General features: G+C 51.4%; 19 protein-coding genes and 2 pseudogenes. 13 read left to right on the top strand and 8 right to left on the bottom strand.

Features of this window, described 5'->3' with window-relative positions; translation table 11 throughout:
• The first annotated feature begins 23 nt into the window (after nucleotides 1–23).
• Nucleotides 24–626, top strand: coding sequence for a nicotinate-nucleotide adenylyltransferase (locus V7775_RS19505; RefSeq protein ID WP_335753594.1), 603 nt, complete (start codon nucleotides 24–26; stop codon nucleotides 624–626).
• Here V7775_RS19505 and V7775_RS19500 read toward each other — a convergent pair.
• A complete protein-coding gene (locus V7775_RS19500) occupies nucleotides 618–1,442 on the bottom strand; it encodes a DMT family transporter (protein ID WP_335753593.1) in 825 nt (274 codons plus the stop codon). The two genes, V7775_RS19505 and V7775_RS19500, sit on opposite strands and share 9 nt — an antisense overlap.
• Nucleotides 1,443–1,529: 87 nt before the next feature.
• On the opposite strand from V7775_RS19500, the gene dacB reads away from it, so the two are divergent.
• Nucleotides 1,530–3,026 (top strand): D-alanyl-D-alanine carboxypeptidase/D-alanyl-D-alanine endopeptidase, encoded by a 1,497-nt coding sequence (dacB, locus tag V7775_RS19495; protein WP_335753592.1) that lies wholly within the window; start codon nucleotides 1,530–1,532, stop codon nucleotides 3,024–3,026.
• A 13-nt stretch (nucleotides 3,027–3,039) separates the two neighbouring features.
• Here dacB and V7775_RS19490 read toward each other — a convergent pair whose 3' ends face one another.
• Nucleotides 3,040–3,462 carry a tellurite resistance TerB family protein gene (locus tag V7775_RS19490; protein WP_335753591.1) on the bottom strand — a complete coding sequence of 141 codons (423 nt, stop codon included), beginning with the start codon at nucleotides 3,460–3,462 and terminating at the stop codon, nucleotides 3,040–3,042.
• Nucleotides 3,463–3,583: 121 nt separating this feature from the next.
• On the opposite strand from V7775_RS19490, the gene V7775_RS19485 reads away from it, so the two are divergent.
• Both V7775_RS19485 and V7775_RS19480 read left to right on the top strand, forming a co-directional pair.
• A complete protein-coding gene (locus V7775_RS19485; RefSeq protein WP_335753590.1) occupies nucleotides 3,584–5,161 on the top strand; it encodes a lysine--tRNA ligase in 1,578 nt (525 codons plus the stop codon).
• 222 nt (nucleotides 5,162–5,383) lie between these two features.
• Complete coding sequence (locus tag V7775_RS19480) at nucleotides 5,384–7,678, top strand: glycosyl hydrolase family 28-related protein (RefSeq protein ID WP_335753680.1); 2,295 nt, start codon at nucleotides 5,384–5,386, stop codon at nucleotides 7,676–7,678.
• 36 nt (nucleotides 7,679–7,714) lie between these two features.
• On the opposite strand, the gene V7775_RS19475 is transcribed toward V7775_RS19480, so the two are convergent.
• The gene (locus tag V7775_RS19475) at nucleotides 7,715–8,392 is read right to left on the bottom strand and encodes a hypothetical protein (protein WP_335753589.1); all 678 of its coding nucleotides are present in this window, start codon (nucleotides 8,390–8,392) and stop codon (nucleotides 7,715–7,717) included.
• A 140-nt stretch (nucleotides 8,393–8,532) separates the two neighbouring features.
• Between V7775_RS19475 and V7775_RS19470 the strand changes: the two genes are divergently transcribed.
• Nucleotides 8,533–8,931 (top strand): NYN domain-containing protein, encoded by a 399-nt coding sequence (locus V7775_RS19470; RefSeq protein WP_335753588.1) that lies wholly within the window; start codon nucleotides 8,533–8,535, stop codon nucleotides 8,929–8,931.
• Nucleotides 8,932–8,934: 3 nt separating this feature from the next.
• Here V7775_RS19470 and uvrB read toward each other — a convergent pair whose 3' ends face one another.
• Complete coding sequence (uvrB, locus tag V7775_RS19465; protein WP_335753679.1) at nucleotides 8,935–11,139, bottom strand: excinuclease ABC subunit UvrB; 2,205 nt, start codon at nucleotides 11,137–11,139, stop codon at nucleotides 8,935–8,937.
• 159 nt (nucleotides 11,140–11,298) lie between these two features.
• On the opposite strand from uvrB, the gene V7775_RS19460 reads away from it, so the two are divergent.
• Complete coding sequence (locus V7775_RS19460) at nucleotides 11,299–11,610, top strand: ETC complex I subunit (RefSeq protein ID WP_335753587.1); 312 nt, start codon at nucleotides 11,299–11,301, stop codon at nucleotides 11,608–11,610.
• A 663-nt stretch (nucleotides 11,611–12,273) separates the two neighbouring features.
• Here the strand turns inward: V7775_RS19460 and V7775_RS19455 are convergent.
• Entirely contained in the window at nucleotides 12,274–12,987 is a 714-nt protein-coding gene (locus tag V7775_RS19455; RefSeq protein ID WP_335753586.1) for an IS110 family transposase, read from the bottom strand.
• Between the two features lie 435 nt (nucleotides 12,988–13,422).
• Here V7775_RS19455 and V7775_RS19450 point away from each other — a divergent pair, with 435 nt between their 5' ends.
• From V7775_RS19450 to V7775_RS19435, 5 genes and pseudogenes are all read left to right on the top strand, one after another.
• Entirely contained in the window at nucleotides 13,423–14,958 is a 1,536-nt protein-coding gene (locus V7775_RS19450; RefSeq protein WP_335753585.1) for a cryptochrome/photolyase family protein, read from the top strand.
• Nucleotides 14,945–15,115: a DUF2256 domain-containing protein gene (locus tag V7775_RS24885; RefSeq protein WP_443070148.1), complete on the top strand. Its 171-nt coding sequence runs from the start codon at nucleotides 14,945–14,947 to the stop codon at nucleotides 15,113–15,115. The genes V7775_RS19450 and V7775_RS24885 overlap by 14 nt, the downstream gene beginning before the upstream one ends.
• Entirely contained in the window at nucleotides 15,112–15,543 is a 432-nt protein-coding gene (locus tag V7775_RS19445) for a hypothetical protein (protein ID WP_335753584.1), read from the top strand. The genes V7775_RS24885 and V7775_RS19445 overlap by 4 nt, the downstream gene beginning before the upstream one ends.
• Nucleotides 15,441–15,698, top strand: a pseudogene (locus V7775_RS19440) (deoxyribodipyrimidine photo-lyase); the annotation flags it as partial. The gene V7775_RS19445 and the pseudogene V7775_RS19440, both read left to right, overlap by 103 nt.
• Before the next feature lie 108 nt (nucleotides 15,699–15,806).
• The gene (locus V7775_RS19435) at nucleotides 15,807–16,352 is read left to right on the top strand and encodes a hypothetical protein (protein ID WP_335753688.1); all 546 of its coding nucleotides are present in this window, start codon (nucleotides 15,807–15,809) and stop codon (nucleotides 16,350–16,352) included.
• Nucleotides 16,353–16,373: 21 nt separating this feature from the next.
• Here V7775_RS19435 and V7775_RS24880 read toward each other — a convergent pair.
• A pseudogene (locus tag V7775_RS24880) lies at nucleotides 16,374–16,580 on the bottom strand (M48 metallopeptidase family protein); the annotation flags it as partial.
• Between the two features lie 236 nt (nucleotides 16,581–16,816).
• Here V7775_RS24880 and V7775_RS19430 point away from each other — a divergent pair.
• On the top strand, nucleotides 16,817–17,005 hold the full coding sequence (locus V7775_RS19430) for a hypothetical protein (RefSeq protein WP_335753583.1): 189 nt from the start codon (nucleotides 16,817–16,819) through the stop codon (nucleotides 17,003–17,005).
• A 52-nt stretch (nucleotides 17,006–17,057) separates the two neighbouring features.
• On the opposite strand, the gene V7775_RS19425 is transcribed toward V7775_RS19430, so the two are convergent.
• Both V7775_RS19425 and V7775_RS19420 read right to left on the bottom strand, forming a co-directional pair.
• The gene (locus tag V7775_RS19425) at nucleotides 17,058–17,825 is read right to left on the bottom strand and encodes a CDP-alcohol phosphatidyltransferase family protein (RefSeq protein WP_335753582.1); all 768 of its coding nucleotides are present in this window, start codon (nucleotides 17,823–17,825) and stop codon (nucleotides 17,058–17,060) included.
• Nucleotides 17,822–18,514: a phosphatidylserine decarboxylase gene (locus V7775_RS19420; protein WP_335753581.1), complete on the bottom strand. Its 693-nt coding sequence runs from the start codon at nucleotides 18,512–18,514 to the stop codon at nucleotides 17,822–17,824. Before V7775_RS19420 ends, V7775_RS19425 begins: the two co-directional genes overlap by 4 nt.
• Nucleotides 18,515–19,078: 564 nt before the next feature.
• Here V7775_RS19420 and V7775_RS19415 point away from each other — a divergent pair.
• Complete coding sequence (locus V7775_RS19415) at nucleotides 19,079–19,885, top strand: crotonase/enoyl-CoA hydratase family protein (protein WP_335753580.1); 807 nt, start codon at nucleotides 19,079–19,081, stop codon at nucleotides 19,883–19,885.
• The last annotated feature ends 612 nt before the right edge of the window (nucleotides 19,886–20,497 follow it).

Here is a 20,497-nt window from a genome sequence, read left to right as displayed (position 1 = left end):
TAACTTCGGGGGTCGTATTCGTTTTGCGCTATGATATTCCATATGCAGCACCGGGACAGGTGATTGGCTTGTTAGGGGGGTCGTTTGATCCTGCACATGCAGGTCACGCCCATATCACCCGCGAGGCCCTTAAGCGGTTTGGCCTTGATCAGGTATGGTGGCTGGTGAGTCCGGGGAATCCGTTAAAGACCCGAGGCCCTGCACCGATGCTGGAGCGGATAGCCCATGCAAGGGAGGTTATGGATCATCCCAAGGTTCAGGTCACTGGTATCGAAGAGCGGTTGAAGACGCGCTACACTGCGCAAACGCTGCGTGCTTTGCAGCAGTTATATCCCAAACAGCGGTTTGTCTGGTTGATGGGCGCTGACAACTTGGCGCAATTCCATTTATGGCAGGACTGGAGGGATATTGCACAACGTGTTCCGCTGGGTATTTTGGCGCGCCCGGGGCAACGCATTTCTGCGAGATTGAGTAGGGCGGCATCGCTTTATGCGCCATACCGCATTGCAGGCAGGAATAGCCAACAGTTGGCACATGCGTCTGCACCTGCGTGGTGTTTTGTGAATGTGCCAATGACGGATGTGTCATCCTCGGCGATCCGTTCGGCGGGTGACTGGTCAGCGTAAGCGGGCTGAAGCAAGTCCAGCTGTGAGGATCACGATCAACCCTGTCCACGTCCAGATATCCGGCAGATCACCGAATATGGCCCAGCCAAGCCCGATAGCAGCAACCAGCTGGAAATAGACAAGCGGGGCCAATCGCGTGGCTGGTGCCAGACCGTAGGCATACAGCAGCAATAAGTTACCAAGCATCGAGAACAGCGCAGATACTCCTGTGAGTGCAACGATAGTACCTGAAAACTCTGGCAAGTTAGTTAAGCCGAATGGCAACAGAAATAGCGCTGAGATGAACAACTGAATAAATGTCATTGCCATAGGTGTGGCCAAGGGCCCAAGCCAGCGCGACATTGTTAAAAATGCACCGTAACAACATCCTGCAGCTATGGCCCACAGAACGCCTGCGCTTGTGTCCATGCCAGGGCGAACAACGATCAAAACCCCTAAAAATCCCATCAATACGAGTGCTGAACGCAGTAAAGTTACAGGTTCGCGCAGGAATATGACGGCCAACACATAACTGATTAGCGGACCGATGAAGAATGCCGCAAAGACGGTTGCGATCTCTTCGAGCTGTAGTGCCACTTGGATGCAAGATATTCCTGCTGCCAATGTACTGGCACGGACCCAAATGCGCCAATTGCGCAAAAGCGACCAAGCGCTGCGCGGCACAAATGGAAAGATAAAAATGGCTCCTAATACAAACCGCGACCATGCGACAAAAACCGGGGCGGTTTCATATGTTCCAGATAGCAGTTTTCCCGCACTATCCCCTGTTGGAATGAGCGACATGGCGAGGAACATGATCAGGACGGCGCGTTGCATGTCGCAGCGGTACCACGCGTTGAAGTTGGACGAAATGTGATTTTTGGATGCTTGTAGCCTCTGCGCTATTTAGGGTACCCCTAGGTTATGACACGCGCATTTTCACGTAGACACTTTTTAGGTACAGCTGCCGCAGCAAGTATTCTAGGCGCGGGCGCAGCTAGGGCCGCTCCCCCTACATCCTCCCTTAGGCCTGTGTTGCGCGGTGAAGACTTCTTTAAACGCGCCGTACGCAGTGTCGAAGACATCATGGGTGAGGCCAAACTGTCGGGCAAAGTGTCGTTTGCGGTTTCTGATGTTAAGACTGGTGTGGGAATAGAGGCGCATGACGCCATAACAGGCCGTCCGCCAGCAAGTGTCGCAAAGGCGATTACTGCGCTTTATGCGCTGGATGCGTTTGGTGCAGATCACCAGTTTGAAACGCAATTATTGGCAACAGGTCCGGTTGTTGACGGTGTGATTGATGGCGATCTGGTGTTGGTTGGTGGCAGTGATCCGACATTGAGCACGGATGCTTTGGCGACAATGGCTGCCAATCTAAAGGCGGCGGGCGTCACGAGCGTAAAAGGTGATTTCAAAATATATGAAGCGGCACTGCCTGTGTTGCCAAGGATTGATCCCAAGCAGCCTGATCAGGTTGGGTATAACCCTGGGGTTTCGTCGCTCGCGTTGAACTACAACCGCGTGCATTTTGAATGGAAACGCGCAAACGGAAAATACGCGGTTACAATGCAGGGGCGTACGGAAAAATATCGCCCGTCGGTGCGCATGGCGGTCATGAAAATCCGCGACAGGGCTTCGCCTGTTTATACCTATGAAAACCAAAGTGGCGTTGACGCATGGACCGTCGCGCGCGGTGCACTTGGTCGGAATGGGTCGCGCTGGCTACCTGTTCGCAAACCGGGGCTTTATGCTGGGGAAGTATTTCAAAGCCTTGCAGGGGTGCAGGGTATTCAACTTGGGGCACCCAAGAACGTCGATGCCGTGCCGCCGGGCGTCATTTTGGTGCGCCATCAAAGTGCCGATTTGCAGCATATTCTGCGCGATATGTTGAAATGGTCGACGAATTTAACCGCTGAGATGATGGGTTTGGCTGCATCAACAGCACGCGGGAGCAAACCTGTAGACCTGAAGGCGTCGGCAGAGCGGATGAACCATTGGGCGCGTGATAGCCTGGGAATGGAAAGTGTCGCGCTGGTTGATCATTCCGGTTTGGGAGATGACAGCCGTGTCACTGCCAAGGACATGGTCGCAGCACTGCTAAAAGTTCATCGCGAAGGTTTGCGTGAGATTCTAAAACCGATCGCCATGCGGGATGCAAAGCGCAAGGTGATCACAGATCACCCGATAAAAGTGAATGCGAAAACAGGTACGTTGAATTTTGTCTCTGGCCTTGCTGGGTATTTGACGGGGCCAGACGGTACAGAAATGGCATTTGCCATTTTTGCTGCGGATGAGAGCATTCGTGCAACCCTGACCCGCGCAGAACGCGAACGCCCACCCGGTGGGGTGAACTGGAATCGCCGCGCGAAGCGGATGCAGCAACAATTGATTGAGCGCTGGGGCGTTCTTTACGGCGCCTAACTAGTGTTTGCGTTCAGGTTAGGTGCCTTGCACGCGCGCCGCGTTCGATGGCTGCTGCGTGCAGACGATCAATTTCCAGCTCATACCGAATTTCTTCCAAAAGGCGCAATTCAGTTTCTTCCAGAGTTCCATCTGCTGCAGCAACATCACATGCAAGCGCATAGGCGGTTTCATTCAAGCGATGAGGCAGTGCTTCTTTGACAAGACCAAAGAGAGCATCAAGGCCGTCTTCCTGTTCAAACAGATCGAAAACCATTTGACTGACTGTCTTAATGCGATCGACATCAAATTCGGCAAAGATTGGTAGTAGATTAACAGCCGTCTGGATTTTGATCAGTTCTGCTGTTCCGATATCTTCGTCAGAAGCCGAGACCGCGACCATTACGGCGATAAGGCAATCTTGCGGGCTTAACGTGAGGGATAGGTTCTCGGGCATTTAGTCACGTCCTTTACGCATTTTTTGGTGCTGTCGAGATTATTGACGGCACGGGTCTTGCACAATAGATGAAGCCAGAGCTGCGCGATAGTGCGCTGGTTATAATTTCGGGAAGTTTGATATGTCTGAGATGCGGGATGCAGCAATGCAGAGCAAAGCGTGGCCTTTTGAAGAAGCGCGCCGTGTACTCAAACGTTTTCAGGGCAAGATGCCTGAAAAGGGATATGTTCTGTTTCAAACTGGGTACGGTCCATCTGGCCTGCCGCATATCGGGACCTTTGGAGAGGTCGCGCGCACAACCATGGTCCGCCGTGCGTTTGAGGCGATCAGTGACATCCCGACACGCCTGATTTGTTTTTCGGATGATTTGGACGGGATGCGCAAAGTGCCGTCGAATGTTCCTGATGCAGCCGCATTGGAAGAGCACCTGCAAAAGCCGCTGACGTCCGTGCCTGATCCGTTTGGGACACACGAGAGCTTTGGCCACCATAACAACGCGCGATTGCGGGGGTTCCTTGATACCTTTGGGTTCGAGTATGAGTTTTATTCCGCGACCGAGTTTTACGGCACAGGGAAGTTTGACGAAATTCTGATGCGGGCTGCCGAGAAATACGATGAAATCATGGCCGTGATGTTGAAGTCATTGCGTGAAGAACGCCGCCAGACCTATTCCATCTTTTTGCCGATCCATCCCGAAACAGGACGGGTGATGTATGTTCCGATGAAGGAAGTGAATGCCAAAGCAGGCACCATAACGTTCGACACGCCTGATGGTGAGGAAATGACGCTGCCAGTCACAGGTGGCAACGTGAAGCTACAGTGGAAGCCCGATTTTGGCGCACGCTGGGCTGCCCTTGGTGTTGATTTCGAAATGTACGGCAAGGATCACTCAACCAATACACCGATCTACGATTCGATCTGCCGGATTTTGGGTGCCCGCGCGCCTGAGCATTTCAGCTACGAGCTGTTTTTGGATCAAGACGGGCACAAAATCTCAAAAACTTCGGGTAATGGCCTGACGATCGACGAATGGCTGACCTATGCCAGTGCTGAATCGCTGTCATACTTTATGTATCTCAAGCCAAAGACGGCCAAGCGGATGTATTTTGACGTGATTCCTAAAGCAGTTGATGAGTATCACCAGCAGCTGCGGGCCTATGAGACACAAGATGTCAAAGCTCAATTGAACAATCCTGTCTGGCATATCCACAGTGGTGATGTGCCAAAATCTGACATGGTTGTGCCGTTCTCGATGCTGCTAAACCTCGCATCGGTCTCGTCAGCTGAGGACAAAGCGCAATTGTGGGGCTTTATCCAACGGTACGCGCCCGAAGCAACGGCCGAGACGCATCCGGGAATGGACGCTGCTGCAGGATATGCGGTGAGCTATTACAATGATTTTGTGAAGCCTGCGAAAGTATTCCGCGCGCCGTCTGATCTGGAACGCGAAGCGCTCGAAGATCTGCGTGGACGACTTGTCGTTTGGGAGGGAGGGTTGGACGCTGAGGCGTTGCAATCTGAAGTATTTGCCTGTGGTCGCGAACGGTTTGATCCACTCCGCAATTGGTTCACAGCGCTTTATGAGGTTCTGCTCGGGGCGAGCCAAGGTCCACGATTTGGTGGGTTCATTGCGCTTTACGGCGTGGATGAGACCGTTGCGCTGATTGATGAAGCGTTGGCAGGCAACCTTGTTGGGTAAGTGATAATATCCCCTTTTGGCCTACGCAGGTGGCTTTTTACAGCGTAGGCCAAAGGAACTTATTTTGGATTTTCCTCGGCTCTCGGAGTGTCTAAAAACACTGGTTGCCGCTGTTGATCCGCAACATCACCGTTACGGTGGTATAGCTGCGCCTTAACACCATGTTGATATCCCCCAACGCCTGTCCGGCAGTTGCGCCGGAGAAGCGCGAAAAGGGATACAATCAATATGGCAATCACTAGCGGAACTCAATTGACGCCCACACCTTACTCTGATGGTTTGGCGGCGTATTCAGACGGAAACGGCACTGCAGGGTCCTCCAGCTACGCAACCTCATCCAATGGCGTTTTTGTGCCAGCAGATCAGGATTTTGGTGGTGCGTTGGAGATCTTGAAAACGGATAGCACACAGTTGCTGCGCTATAAGGGGCAGACACCTATTGTTGCGGGTTGTTATGTGCAGATCAAAGCGCGGGTCAAAGCAATTAGTGGGAACCTCCCATCGGTTCGCATTGCGGCCTATGCTGCCCAATCAAATGGGAGTGTGTTGTCGGGGGTTGTTACGCAAGGGGCTTTGACGGGACTCACAACCTATGGCGAGGTTGTTGAGATCAGTGCAATCGTTGGCATTGGTAATCGCGATGGCGTTGATATGGTTTGGGGGGCAAACGCGGGCTACGGTCACTTTGGTATTGATCTAGTTGGCCAGAATGGCGGCGTTGTGCGTGTCGATGACATCGAAATCAACGATGTGTCGTCGTTTTTCCTAAGTGACATTGTAGCGACGATTGATGTGCGTGATTACGGTGCGGTTGGTGACGGCGTGACGGATGACACTGCAGCATTTGAAGCAGCGAACAGTGCGGCAAATGACCGAACTGTATTGATTCCTGCAGGGACCTTCCGGTTGAACGGGGATGTTACATTTGACGCGCCGACCAATTTTGAAGGTACAGTCAGCATGGCAACCGACGCGGTACTTCTGCTCCGTCAAAATTTCGATTTGCCTAACTATATTCAAGCCTTTGATAACGAAGAAACAGCGTTCCGAAAAGCGTTTCAAGCGCTGTTAAATAATTCGGATCATGAATCGCTGGATTTGGGCGGGCGAAAGGTTGCCTTGACTGGTCCTGTCGATATGCAAGCAGCAGTACCCAGCCGCACCCGTTATGAAACACGTCGCGGAATCCATAACGGACAGTTGCTTGCTCTGTCGGGTGGCGATTGGGACACGATCACAGTCACTTCGCAGGCGACCTATAACGCGAGCAATTCGCGTACGCTGACTGGCGTTGCGAATGTGGCAAATATCGAAATTGGGAGCCATGTAAGCGGTGCGGGTGTCGGACGTGAAATTTATGTTCGTGAGAAGAACGTAGCAAGCGGTGAAATCACGCTGAATGCGCCTCTATATGACGCGGAAGGGACGCAGAACTTTACATTCAACCGCTTCAAATACCTTTTGGATTTTAGCGGTTTTGATGTCATCTCCAAATTTATCTTGCGCGATATTGAATTCCAGTGCCAAGAATTTTGTAGTGCCATTATGTTGGCCAGAGCGGGAGCAGTGTTTACGATTAAAGACTGCTTTATTACGACGCCAAAGGACCGCGGGATTACTTCTATTGGCGGTGGTTGTCAGGGGATGTTTGTTGAGGGGTGCCAGTTCCTGTCTTCGGAAAATGATCTGACGGTGTCTCAGAGAACATCAATTGCTCTGAATGTGAATGCTAACGATGTAAAATTGCGCAATTGCCGGTCAGAACGCTTTCGTCACTTTGCAGTTATGGCAGGCCAGAACCATCTAATCATTGGGAACCATTTCTTTCAGGGTGATTCAGTTTCTGGAGGTATCCGGTCGGCGGGTTTGGTGCTGGCGGAGGCATATGCATCATGTGTGTTCAGCCAAAACTACGTGGATAATGCGTTTTTTGAGTGGACAAATGAACGTGATCCAAGTCCTGTTTTCAACAGCGGCTTTTCGTTTAGTTCATTGGATATCACGAGCAACGTGTTCATATCTGGTGAGGTCGCAACAAGCTTTAGCTATCTGGTTCTAAAGCCATTCGGATCTGGGCATTCCATCAATGGTTTGAACGTATCTGGCAACCGCTTTCGCAGTATTAACGGGTATGTTGATCGCGTGGAACGGGTGGATACCAGTTTCTCTGATCTGAATTATGCGAAGATGCGCAATGTCCGATTTGAGGGGAACTCGTTTCATGGCGTGAATAGTCCTGTGGCAAATCCGCATTTAATCGAGTTTGAACAAAACTCTGATACCCAGACTTGGGTTGTACCGACAGGGCCAGGATTGCCGTTTGAAGCGCGTTCCTTGAGCGTGGATGCCGTGGTGGTGCGTGGGGGCGTGCGCAACGCCGCAAATGCGCTTAATTACGACAACCCGTTCGTGAGAGCCCAGCAGGGGACAGAAGCGGATCAGGTTCATGTGATTTGGTCAGAGGCAGTGAGCGGGAAGATTGCGGTGACTGTCCGCATGGATAACGACGTAGTGTAATTGAATTCGGCTTCGGCGTTCGCGCCGGAGCCACTTTTAGAATTCTCGCCATAGGCCAATTTTCAACGCACTGTTTTCCCAGTTTCCTAACTGGCTTTCCGCACCAATTTGGATGCGGAATTTGCTGTTTTTTGGATTGAATATGAGTGATGGCGCCAGTGTCCCAAACGTTTGATCCACAACATTGGCAGTATATATTTGCAGCATTCCCGAGGTGATTTCTGTAAAATTTATACCAAGGGTCGTATCTATCTTAGTTACATGATGCGCGTCGCTCAGATCCCAAATCACGGCGGCTTCAACGGTCATCCAGCCTGATTTCTTGCCCCATTCCATTCCACGCCCCCAACTGAGCCCGGTTCGGACATGGGGAAGGGTCGTTGATCCGATCCAACCGGCACCAATACCAAGCTCATACGCCCATTTTGACTGTGCATCTGGGGCGCTAAGAGCCCTGCGCAGGGATACGGTCGCGTATCCGCTGTTTTCGACGTAATGTAGGCGAGCCATGCCAAGATCAGCAACAACCGTGGTTTTGTCGCTTAGACCGTATTCCAAATACGTCTGTGTTGCTGTTTCCATGTAATAGGTGCTGGAAAATGAAGCAGCCGTAAACGCAGACCCTTTTTCACGTAGCCATGGTCCAGCCTGCGCCATTTGCGCAAAACTGAGAGCGAGGAATATAAGGACGACGCGGTAAAACACTTGGGGCAAAACTCCTGCTTCGATTTTGGTTAATATCCGTTAAGAAAGAGTTACTAACGTACAGCAGAGAAGAGTTAGCGCGAGAAGATGCCAGCAGTGATGGCAGGGCGAATAGGTTCATATCGTTGATTTTTGTGTGAGGAGGCGGCGTGACAAATTCGATATTGGTGGATGGAAGTAATGTGCTGTTTTGGCGCGGAGGTCAGGTAGATGCGATCATACCAATGTTGGTGGCGCGTGCGTTAATCGCACGGCGGTTTGCGCCTGTTCTCTATTTTGACAACAGTATTCATCGCCATGTTAGAGACGCAGATTTAAAGCGCCTAAGCGAATTGGTGCAGGTGCGGGTCACGCCGCGGGGAACACAAGCTGACGCATTGTTGCTGGATGCCTGTACACAGGGCCGGATACAGATTGTGAGTAATGATCGTTTTAGGGGATGGCGCGTAGATCACCCATCGCTGCGCAGCGGTTGGCTTGTGACTGGTTCAATTGGAAAAGGCGCGCGGGTAAGTTTATCAAAGAAACTTAGACCCGCGCCACTTTAGTTTTTAACGGCCGCGCCGCTTAACGCCGCCGCGCATTCCACCTCGGCCCATTGTGCTGCGACCCGATTTGGTTTTGGCGTCGTCGACGGCTTTATCAACGGCATATTGCCGCGCCATCGGATCATCTGCGATGGTGAGGTCGACAGCTTCCAAACGCTTGACTTCGTCCCGCAAGCGGGCGGCCTCCTCAAACTCAAGGTTCTCGGCTGCTTTGCGCATGTCTGTGCGCAAACCTTCAAGGACCGATTGCAAATTCCCGCCTGCCAAAGGACTGTCGATCTTTGCTGTGACGCGAGATTGATCAGTGTCGCCTTTATAAAGACCCGCGAGAATGTCCTCGACGTTCTTTTTGACAGTTGTCGGCGTGATGCCGTGCTTTTCATTATAGGCCTCTTGCCTGGCGCGCCGGCGGTCAGTTTCGCCTATCGCGCGTTCCATTGAGCCAGTGATCTTGTCAGCATACATAATGACGCGGCCTTCGGCGTTACGCGCGGCGCGGCCGATGGTCTGCACAAGGGAGGTCTCTGAACGCAAGAAACCCTCTTTGTCGGCGTCCAAAATCGCGACAAGCCCACATTCAGGAATATCCAAACCTTCACGCAACAGGTTGATCCCGATCAACACGTCAAAGGCCCCCAAACGCAGATCGCGTAGGATTTCGATCCGCTCGATTGTGTCGATGTCCGAGTGCATGTAGCGCACGCGGATGCCCTGTTCGTGCATGTATTCGGTCAGGTCTTCTGCCATGCGTTTTGTCAGCGTCGTGCACAGCGTGCGCATTCCATCGGCGGTTACTTTGCGCACCTCGTCCAACAGATCATCGACCTGCATCTCAACAGGGCGGATTTCGATCTGAGGATCAACCAAACCTGTGGGGCGAATGATTTGTTCTGTAAATACGCCGCCTGTTTGCTCCATTTCCCATGAGGCGGGTGTCGCAGAAACAAATACCGACTGCGGGCGCATCGCGTCCCATTCCTCAAATTTGAGGGGGCGGTTGTCCATACAGGACGGTAAGCGGAAGCCGTGTTCAGCCAGTGTCATCTTGCGCCTAAAGTCACCTTTATACATGCCGCCGATTTGCGGCACGCTAACGTGACTTTCATCTGCAAAGACAATTGCATTGTCGGGGATGAATTCGAATAGGGTGGGGGGCGGCTCACCTGGCGCACGGCCCGTGAGGTAGCGTGAATAGTTTTCAATCCCGTTGCAAACACCCGTCGCTTCTAGCATTTCCAAATCAAAGTTGGTGCGCTGCTCCAGCCGTTGCGCCTCTAATAGCTTACTGCCGCCAACAAGCTGGTCCAACCGCGTGCGTAGTTCCTTTTTGATGCCAATGATGGCTTGGTTCATGGTGGGTTTTGGGGTCACATAGTGTGAGTTGGCGTAAACGCGAACTTGCTCCATGGTGTCGGTTTTTTCACCAGTTAGGGGATCAAATTCTGTGATGCTCTCTAGCTCTTCACCAAAGAACGACAGCCGCCAAGCGCGATCATCAAGGTGGGCTGGGAAAATCTCAAGGCTATCACCACGTACACGGAAGGTGCCGCGCTGGAACGCCGCATCGTTTCGCTTGTAGGCTTGTGCAACCAGATCTGCGATCACCTGTCGTTGGTCATACGAGCTACCTACCTTCAAATCCTGGGTCATCGCGCCATATGTCTCGACCGAGCCTATACCGTAGATGCAAGACACTGATGCTACGATGATGACATCATCCCGCTCTAACAACGCCCGCGTGGCCGAGTGGCGCATGCGGTCAATCTGTTCGTTGATCTGCGATTCTTTTTCGATGAAAGTATCTGAACGGGCAACATAGGCTTCGGGCTGGTAGTAGTCATAAAAGCTGACAAAATACTCAACCGCATTGCTTGGGAAAAAACCCTTAAACTCACCATAGAGCTGGGCGGCCAGTGTCTTGTTTGGCGCAAGGATGATCGCAGGGCGTTGAGTTTCCTCAATCATCTTCGCGATGGTAAACGTCTTACCGGTCCCCGTGGCACCCAAGAGAACCTGATTACGTTCACCATTGCGAATGCCTTCAGACAATTCCGCAATGGCTGTTGGCTGGTCGCCGGCTGGCTCAAACTCGGTTTCAAGGACAAATGCCTTGCCGCCTTCCAGCTTGGGACGGCTACGCACATCCGGAGCGGCGTTGGCTAAAAACTCAGGGGTCGCTTCGCTTTTGTCTGTTTGCGCGTAGGGCATCTGGGCAGTCTCCGGGTTACGTTCCCTATAGGTGTCATGTTTTGTCAGGGTATCAAGGTATAGAAGGCGTTCAGATGTCATAAACTGTCAGGAGAGCGCGCTCTTGAACCAAATGCGTGGTCATGCCATATCCTGACATACATCAGACGGAGAGAAACTATGCGCGCGCGAATCTATCAGCCAGCCCGTACTGCCATGTCGTCAGGCACGGCAAAGACTCATAAGTGGGTTCTTGAATTTGCCCCTTCCGAGGCCCGCGAAGTTGATCCTCTGATGGGATGGACCTCATCCTCCGACACACAGAGCCAAGTTAAGCTGGAGTTCGCGACAAAAGAACTCGCTGTCGCTTACGCGTCCGAACACGGCATTGATGCCCAAATTCAAGAACCGCACCGCCGGAAGCCAAACATTCGGATGGGTGGCTACGGAGAAAATTTTGCGACGGGTCGCCGTGGTGCTTGGACACATTAGGCTGCTGTAAATCGGGGTAAAGTTGTCTCGGAATCGGGGTGAATATCCCGCGAAGATGAGCATCAATCAATATATAGATATCTGGCACATTGCCCTTACCATATCTTGATATTCTTCGCATGTCTCTGCCAGGCATGACCCAGAGACTACAGAAAAGGTGGGCTTGAAGCGCCGCAGCTCTGAATGGCCCCGTACCGGTTAAAATTTTCGTCTTGATCGAGAACGTGCACGAACATATTGCGAACCTTATCTCTCAATATCTTGAGCTGGTGGTTGGGAAGTGTGGATCGTGATCAAGTTACGGCCAAATTCCACTCGGGATCCGGTTAAGTTGCAAGGACGCTATCTGTAGCGCTGCAATTATGGGCACAGTATTGTTGGAAATGGGGTGAAGATTTCGCAAGCTCAAGTTGCGATCACTATCCAGCGCTCGCTCGTCTTGGAGGCCTAAATATAGACATGGTTTCTTTTGCGTCTTCAAATTCCGGGTGTTCAGTTCACCGCCTTTTACTTCGATTGTCTGACCTCAGGCCATCTTCCTGATTGAAAGGGTTTCTATGACCTTGTCTCGTTGCAATGGCCGCGAGCGTCAGTGGTTTGAAGGGTGCTTCCAAGGATTCCAGTCTCACTGTCTCAATTGCCGTCCTCGAACTGGGTGTCTCATTACCTGAGCAATTGAAGGTCACCCCGCAACGCACGCAGTGCGTCAACGACAGGCCCAAATCGCCATGCTGCTACGGTGTCTGCTATGGCTTGATCCAAAGTCGCTACACGTTCGTCGATCTGCCGGATGGCGCGCTTCAATTCTTCGAAGGCAAGTTGCTGGTACGGATATCGGAACTTGCGCAATTCGTTAATCCAGCGCCAGTGGATCTTTGTCCATCGGGTAGGTCTGTCAAAGCGCAAACCATGCCGTAACAGAAAGCTGAGCAACTGCTGTTTAGCAACTTTTAGAGCTGACATCGCTTGTTTGCGGGTCCGGATCAGATCCCGCATCGCCTCATGTTCTTCGTCTGGTGTCCAGATAGCGGTCAATTCACCCGCGCGCCAAAGCCGGGCCAGCATCTCCGCATCCCGGCGATCTGTTTTGACACGATCACCCACCTTACGCGGGATCATAGTTGGGGCCACCACTGCGCATTCAAATCCAAGCTTTGTTAAGAGCCGATGAATTCCATAGCCGCAGGGCCCAGCTTCATAGCAAAAAGCCGGTGTCGTGTTCCCGCTCGACAATCGTTTGGTTAGGCGCAGGATCGAATCCGCGGTATTCCTGATTGTCCCATAAAACCTGATCTCACCGTTGCGACCATCATCCGCCGTTGCAACGGCGATGGTCTCTGCATGGACATCAAGGCCAACGTAAACTGTGCTTGTCATTGTTTTCTCCTCTGCAAACAGTTCTGTGTCTGCCAAGAAAACCAGCCTCTCAATTGAAAGGCAAATCGCTCATCTGGTCTAAGCTTCGTTTGGGTTAGCAGCCGTTCGTGCCCATCGCGGCGAACGGCAGTTCCGAGCCCACTTTACTCATTTTCTGCATTGCAGCCAATGTCGGCTTTGCGAAATAAGCAAAGCTTAGTATTGATGCACAAACCGCGCTGACCTGCACTTGTGGCAAACAGTGATTGACCCGCACTTGGGGCCGTTGTTTGCAAAAAATCACCAACAAGACCCACCTCATGAATAGTTAAAACCAATAGTCTATTGATTTTGCATCTTCGCGCGCCAATTCTCAGTTATGAAACCACCCTCCGCCCAAATTACGTATTTTGATTAATCAGGTTTTCACCCTTGATCGACAGAATGGAACCGCTTATGAAACTGCGCTTGATACTTGGTGATCAGCTAAGCTTGACCCTATCCAGTCTTACCGATCTCGACCCGCAAAACGATCTACTCTTGATGTGTGAGGTCCGCAGTGAAGCGACCTATGTGAAACACCATAAGAAAAAGATCGCCTTCGTGTTCTCAGCAATGCGCCATTTTGCGGAAGGCCTATCTGGCAAAGGGCTTAACATCCGCTACGTCAAATATGATGATCCAAACAACACCGGATCCTTGTTTGGTGAAGTGGCACGTATCATTGCGCAGAATGCGATTTCCGAAGTTGTCTTGACCGCCCCAGGCGAATACAGACTACAAACAGAAATGGCTGGCTGGTCAGCCAAACTCGATTTGCCTGTAACCATCAAAGACGATAATCGCTTCCTTTGCACACCCACTGAGTTCGCCGACTGGGCCGAGGGCCGCAAGCAATTGCGAATGGAGTATTTCTACCGCGAAATGCGTCGGAAACATTCGATATTAATGGATCAGGATGGTCCCCGCGGTGGTCAGTGGAATTACGATTCAGAAAACCGCAAACCACCCAAGTCAGGATTAGAAATCCCTGATACCTACCACGCTCAGCCAGATGACATCACTCAAGAGGTTATTGCGCTTGTTGAGGCCCACTTTCCAGATCATTTCGGCGATTTATTGCCCTTCCATTTTGCCGTTACACGGGACCAAGCGTTAGAAGCGTTGGATGAGTTCATTGCCAAACGATTGAATCTGTTTGGCGATTACCAAGATGCGATGATCCAGAACGAACCCTGGATGTATCACAGCCATATCGGGTTCTACCTAAATTGTGGTCTGTTGACCCCACTGGAGTGCGTGGAAAGGGCGGAAGCCGCTTTTCACAAAGGCACAGCGCCGCTAAACGCGGTCGAGGGATTTATCCGCCAAATCCTTGGATGGCGGGAATATGTACGCGGTATCTATTGGCTCAAAATGCCCGACTACAAATCTACAAATTTCCTTGAGGCCACGCGACCCTTGCCAGATTTCTATTGGACGGCAGAGACGCAGATGAACTGTATGCGGCAATGCATCACTGAAACGAAACAGAACGCTTACGCACACCATATCCAACGATTGATGGTTCTAGGCAACTTTGCATTGATCGCGGGTCTCGATCCTGATGAAGTTAACAACTGGTATCTGTTGGTTTATGCCGATGCCTATGAGTGGGTCGAACTGCCCAATGTCACCGGTATGGTTTTGTTTGCCGATGGCGGACAATTGGCGTCCAAGCCCTACGCGGCCAGTGGTGCCTACATCAATAAAATGTCCAACTACTGCGGGTCGTGCAAATACAAACCTACCGTTAAAAATGGCCCAACGGCCTGTCCATTCAATTACCTTTATTGGGACTTCATCGGCCGTAATGATGGCAAGCTGCGGGGCAACCCACGCATGGGGTTCATGTATAAAAGCCTGGATCGAATGAGTGATGAAAAGCGCCAAGCAGTGCAAGACGACACCCGCCGCTTCTTCACAGCGATAGATACAGATGAAAAAGTCTAACCTGCCGCAGAAAACCTGCTCGACCTGTGGGCGGCCGTTCACTTGGCGCAAGAAGTGGGCAAAGGTCTGGGACGAGGTGCGTTTTTGTTCCGAACGCTGCCGTCGGTCACGCAACACGAGTTCACCAGATAGTACAAAAGGTACTCCAACTTCATGACCATACCAGACATGTTTCCAGAGGCCCAACACAAATCAGAGACAATCGTATTTGAACCAACACGGCAGGCAGGCATTGCGCGGTTGAACAAATCCATCCCCCATACAGGCGTGCATTACGCGGATCAGCGAAATTATGATTACGGCCCGACCAATCGCAGCTCGGTATCGTCATTGTCGCCGTGGATTAAACATAGGCTGATCACCCAAGAAGAAGTCCTCACCCAAACGCTTGCCCACCATAGCCTCTCTGCCTCGATGAAATTCGTCCAAGAGGTAATTTGGCGCAGTTATTTCAAAGGCTGGATGGAACAACATCCAAGTGTCTGGCACGGTTACCCCTCTACATTGTTGAACCTGAGTATTGGGAACAGCCCTTTGCATCCCGCCGCCATTGGCATTTCATTCACGATTGCCTTGTCGATCTGAACATCGCCTTGTTAGACCTAGGCCAACCCCTAATCATAAAGGTTGGTAATGCTTGCGAGATTATCAAAAACCTTCATTTGGATCATCAAGTAAGCGACGTTTACTCTTATGAAGAAACCGGAAACCTGTGGACATACGAGCGTGATATCGCAGTTCAAAATCTGTGCTCGACCAACGATATCTTGCTACACGAGTCCCCCTCAAACGGCGTTGTACGCAAACTGCGCAGTCGCAATGGTTGGTCCAAAATCAGGAATACCCGCATGGCAGAGAAGATACTGCCAAAGCCAAACTCCCTTATGCCACTGTCAATCTGCCGATCGGATATCTTGCCAAAAAAAGACGACACTATGTTTGGCAACATACCCATTGGCAAAGTCCAAAAGGGCGGTAGAAAAAATGCAGTCGCTGACTTACGCAGCTTCCTAAATCACCGATCCCGCCACTATCTTTACCACATCTCGGCACCAGACTTATCAGAGTTCTATTGCTCACGCCTTTCTGCCCACCTTGCATGGGGCACCCTTTCTGTTCGGGAGGTTGCGCAATCTATTGTCAAACGCCGTTCGCAATTGTCTCCCGATGAGAAAAAAAGCCTTGGGCGGAATCTAACAGCCTTTGGCTCTCGCTTGGCGTGGCGTTGCCACTTTGTCCAAAAAATCGAAGACCAGCCCGAAATAGAAACCCATTGCATGCATCCCGCCTTTGAAGGGCTGCGCGTGAACGAGCACAACGAGGCGCATTTCCAAGCGTGGGAAAATATCCCGTTCAATATGTTCACTTGTCATGTTCAAAAGGCAGAGAATTGAGGATATCTTTGTGGTGTACCAGTCAGGTATCACAGTTTCCAACAACGCCATAAGCTCTGCGCTGTGGTGGCGCATTCGAAGATGAACCAATTCATGCGCAATGATGTATTCTACGCATCGAAGTGGTTTCTTTGCTAATTCTAAGTTGACCATGATGCGCCCGGTTCTCGGATTGCAACTTCCCCATTTCGTCCGCATGCGCTGGATGTGGGTTTCAGGCGGGGTCAACGTTCAGCGCCTCGCACCATTTCGGAACGGTTTGCTGAAGAAGCTCAATCAGATGCTGGCAGTAAAAGTTATCGAATGCTCTTTGTCTTGCAGAATAGCTCGCACCTTCGCGACAATGAAGTTCGATGCGACCGTTTCCTGCGATGGCGATCCGGTACGTGTGTTTTGATCGCAGAAGACGGTTGCACCCCTGACGTTCTCCATTAACGCGCTCAGATACTTATAGGGTGGTGGAAATGGAAAAACGCTTCTTCTCCGAGCACGATATTTGCAGAAAATTTATTATGCCTGCCCTGGCCGAAGGGAAAGAAGGTTACCATAGGGGCGGAAGCATTCCTCGCTGTATTGCTGGAAAACACCACGAATTGATCGATATCGGGGTAATAATGATGCCTGACGTGAGGCCTTTGCTCTGCGCCGCATGATACCTGAAGTTTGCCCCTTGTCTGGCTCAAATTAGGGGCTGTCGTCCGCCCTTCAATCACTGGAATGCGGATGTGTTTCGTTGTGTGCTTTGATGTGTTTGCGTTGGGATAGATAGGAAAAGGGTAAGGACAACAGGTAGAGACAGTTTCCTAAAATCAAAGTCGGCCAAGGGTAGACGATCAAACTGACTACCAAAATTACCGCCAATATAACTGCAAATGGCAGATGCGCGCGTTTGATACTCGCATGTTTTATGGACACTGTTGGTATCGTGCTGATCGCTAATAAACCGACGCCGATAATATAGACTGCGCGGGCGATCGGGAGATCTGTATCCTGCCATCCGTAAAGGTGCATAAAGATAGGCATCAAGGCCAGACAGGCCAGTGCAGGTGCTGGTACGCCGACAAAGTGGTCATCTTTTGTAAGGCTGATGTCATCAGCCTGTTTGGATAAGCTAAACCGCGCCAATCGAAGCGCACAGCAAACGGCTAGAACCAAGGAGGCCAAGAAGCCCAAGTTATCAAATTCGGTACCGATATAGAGCGTACTATACAGCAGCACACCCGGCACGATGCCAAAGTTGAAGAAGTCAGCCAATGTATCAAGCTCGGCACCAAATGGACTGGCAGTGTTTAGAAACCGCGCAAGTTTTCCATCAGCGGCATCGAGAAATACAGCAATAAGGATGAAATAGAGCGCCTCTTCCAAGCGGCCCTCCAAACCCATCCTTATTGAGCTCATCCCTGCGCAAATGCCAAAGACGGTGACCATACTGGGTACGATATGGCGCAGCTTGATCTTTGGGGTGTTCGTCATTCTGGTAGGCCAACAAGTTTGGGGTCTGGGTTTGTAAAATCAGCCAGCACGGTCTCTCCGGCTACGGCAGTTGTACCAACGGATACCATCGGCGCCACTCCTTGTGGGAGATACACGTCCAAACGGCTCCCAAAGCGTATCAAACCAAAGCGGTGGCCCGTCTTTATTTCGCTTCCTTCTTTGACAAAACAAACGATCCGCCGCGCGACAAGGCCGGCGATCTGCACTACACCGATGCTGACGCCATCACTATCCTGAATGGTAATGCCATTGCGTTCGTTGTGCTCGCTCGCTTTATCCAGTGAGGCATTCAGAAATTTACCATGGTGATAAACGACATGAGTGACCTTGCCTGCGATGGGTGCACGGTTCACGTGGCAGTTAAAGACATTCATAAATACCGACACGCGGGTTAGGGGCGCGTCGCCCAAACCTAGATCAGTGGGCGGAACCACGTCTTCGATCAGCGAAACGATGCCATCAGCGGGGGACATAACCAGCCCCTTTTGTTGGGGAATGATGCGAACTGGGTCGCGGAAAAAGTAATAGCACCAAACCGTCGCGCCGACCCCAAGCCAGAACAGTGGTGTCCAAACAAAGTAAAGGACTGCAGCGATGGCAGCAAAAATCGCGACAAATTTGCGGCCTTCTTTGTGCATGGGCACGGCGACGATCTTGAGCATGTTCATTGGAAGGACTTTCAGGTCAGAGCGAATGAGCGAACGATAGCCGCTCTAAGAAAAAACACCGTTAGCAAACAGCAAGGGAATTGTCGTTAGAAACCCTAGGTATTGGGTTCCTCGCGCAAATTTCTCACAGTGGGGTGCTAAATGCCTAACGATGCATTTGCATCATCGTATTCAGCCCCCTACGTCAGCAACGCAGAAAACAGTTTGTAGAGTATAGTACTCTGTCATGGATACATGGAAAGCAGGGAATGCTGCTCCCCACATTGGAAGTGCCCGCGTGATATGTCGAAACGGCGTCTCTTGCCATAGCCGTCTTATCCGACCGAAGGAATAGTCAGGGGGGCTACATCTCAGACTAATATGCGTTGCCGCTGTTCTAAGGGGCTCCTTGGAGTTAGGGATGTTGATGGAACATTAGTTGCACGTTAGCGGGTCCCTAAAGCAGTCGGATTGGTGAAGGGGAACGAAACGCGCGCAGTTTGCGCAAACGGAACCTTGCGGTTCTTTGATAAATAGAAGACCAAATCTCCAACGGAAATTCAAAAATCATGCGGAGATGCGCACATGGCTCTTACAATCGACACTGCACGTTATACTAACCTAGCACTAGTAGAGCATGACGACGGCGTTTGGGTCGTAAGCCTAAACCGTCCTGCCAAACGCAACGCACTTGATATCGATACGATAGAAGAGCTGGTTGAGTTTTTCTCAACGGCCCCACGTGCGGGTGTGCGTGCAGTTGTGTTGGCGGGGGCAGGGGACCACTTTTGCGCTGGCCTTGATCTGGTTGAACATCATGACGAAGACCGAAGCCCAGCGGACTTTATGCATGTTTGCCTGCGTTGGCACGAAGCCTTCAATAAGATGGAGTATGGCGGGGTTCCAGTTATCGCAGCCCTTCAGGGCGCTGTTGTGGGTGGGGGGCTAGAATTGGCCAGTTCGGCCCATATTCGTGTCATGGATCAAACCGCGTATTTTGCACTACCTGAAGGGCAGCGAGGCTTGTTCACAGGTGGGGGGGCTACAATCCGGGTTACGGATCTGGTGGGCAAGTCCCGCATGATCGACATGATGCTAACGGGTCGGGTTTATCAAGGCCAAGAGGCGGTGGACCTTGGCCTTGCGCAGTACATTGTAGAAGGATCAAGTTTTGATGTGGCTATGGATATAGCCCGTAAAACTGCCCAAAACCTACCCTTGTCGAACTTTGCGATCTGTTCAGCAGTGAGCCACATGCAGAACATGTCAGCCATGGATGCTGCATATGCCGAATCCGTTGTTGCAGGCGTAGTGAATACCCAACCTGCTGCGCGCGCACGTCTTGCAGCCTTTGCGGACAAAAGCGCGGCAAGGGTTAGACCAAATAAATGATGCAGGTGGCACTATATCCCTAGGCCCTAATCACCATAGGGCGACACCAAGGTTTTAGGGACACTGCGAACATCGCTCGACCGTGACTTCAATTCACGGTCGAGCGTAGCTCATTTTACCTCAGATCACCTGGTAGCCCAAATGTTGTGCGAGGCTTTGCTCCGGAACCATATAAGTCTTCCAGTCGAGGCAAGGTGGTTTCGCTGACGGAGAGTTCCATAGAGTGCCTCTCTATATAGTACCTCAAGACATTACGGATCGTGTGCTGAAGAGGTAGATGGTCCGCCGGCACCCTCTTGTTCCAGATGAGACAGACCCAATTGACCAAAATGAAGGGGTTTTGGGGATGCGACTCGCAAGAATCCCGGGGAATGGACCTCCGACCCGGGCAGAAGTGAATGATTCACTCCAAGTAACAGCCAAAAAACTCACCAACATCGCAAAATGAGTGGTGAACTTTCCGGTTTATCAGAAAAGTTGTTAAGGGGCCGTCCGTTGCAGGGCCATAAAAATAGGGGGATTCACGGCAGATCACAGAGAGAGGACTGTGAAACCTGAAAAAGATTGATTTCAGTGTAGAAAGGGCTTGCGGGTTTGTTGTGTAAACCCTAG

It is taken from the genome of Sulfitobacter sp., from assembly GCF_036960155.1.
Taxonomy (GTDB): Bacteria; Pseudomonadota; Alphaproteobacteria; order Rhodobacterales; family Rhodobacteraceae; genus Sulfitobacter.
Note: the sequence above shows the minus strand (reverse complement) of the source record. Positions and strands in the feature narration are given on the sequence as shown.